We start from the raw sequence: 1,083 nt of genomic DNA, 5'->3' as shown, positions 1-1,083 counted from the left end.
AATGCATCAGCTAGCTGAGTTTCCGTTAACTTCAAGACAGAGCAGTATCTTTCAGCCAGTTCCCAATCTGCTTGTTCGTAAGCAATACACATAGAAAGGAGATACCCAAGCACACCTTTTCGACTTGTCAGGGCGAGCTTGATGTCTTCATCGACGGGAATGTCTTCAATCACATCCGACAGAGGTTGATCGAGCAGCGAGCCTAGTAATGAGAACATACCAGTCAGAAAGGCTTGTCCAGGATCGTACTTGGTTTTCATTTGGCTAAGCAAAATTTCACACATACGAGCGCGTTGAATAGCAAGCGAGTAGAGTGAATCGGGCTTGTCCTCTTGCACAGAAGCGATCGCAACCAGTGAAATAAAGCGTCGTAAACGTTCTTCGCCCAGATAAATCAGCGCCTGTCTAAACGATTTGATTTTGGTTGTGAGCGTGTAACCCGAGTTGACGTAAGTGAGCAACTTATAGGAAAGCGTCACATCAATAGAGAACAGACGCTCCACTTCATTGAAGTCGATGGGCTTATCAGCAATCTCTTTACACAACTGGATGACGGTTAAAAACGCCGGGTTGAGGCGCTTCTTTTGGATCATTTCTGGTTTACTAAAGAAGTAACCTTGGAAGTAGTTAAAACCAGCGTCAAGCGCTTGTTCAAACTCTTCATAGGTTTCGACTTTTTCAGCCAAAAAATCGATATTAAACTGGCTCAATGCTTGGATGAAAATTGCCGCTTTTTCAATTGGTACTAAACGAATATCAAATTTGATCATCGATACGTACGGAAGAAAGCGTTTCCAAGCCTTAGTTGGTACAAAGTCGTCGAGTGCAATTCGGTAGCCGCATTCGTGCAGATGTTTTATTGCATCGAGAAGCTCTTGCGTAGGCTCACAATCTTCGAGCACTTCAATAACCAGAGAATCTTTCGGAAACAGTGTCGGAACAAGGTTGACCAAGCTTTGGTGGGGAAAGTTAACAAAACCGAGTTTGTTACCTAACGTGTTGTAGTGCGTCGACAAAAAATGATCGGATAGCAGTCGACTAGTAGCAAGCTCAGGTTCTACTTCAGGGAAGGTATTTTTGGGG

At 44.0% G+C, this 1,083-nt stretch carries 1 protein-coding gene; it reads right to left on the bottom strand.

Annotated elements, in window-relative coordinates; translation table 11 throughout:
- Positions 1 to 1,083, bottom strand: a 1,083-nt coding sequence (locus R7P67_RS26120) for an EAL and HDOD domain-containing protein (protein ID WP_318086494.1), incomplete at both ends; no start/stop codon positions are given.

The organism is Vibrio sp. Vb0937 (assembly GCF_033338855.1).
This window is presented reverse-complemented; position numbering and strand designations above follow the sequence as displayed.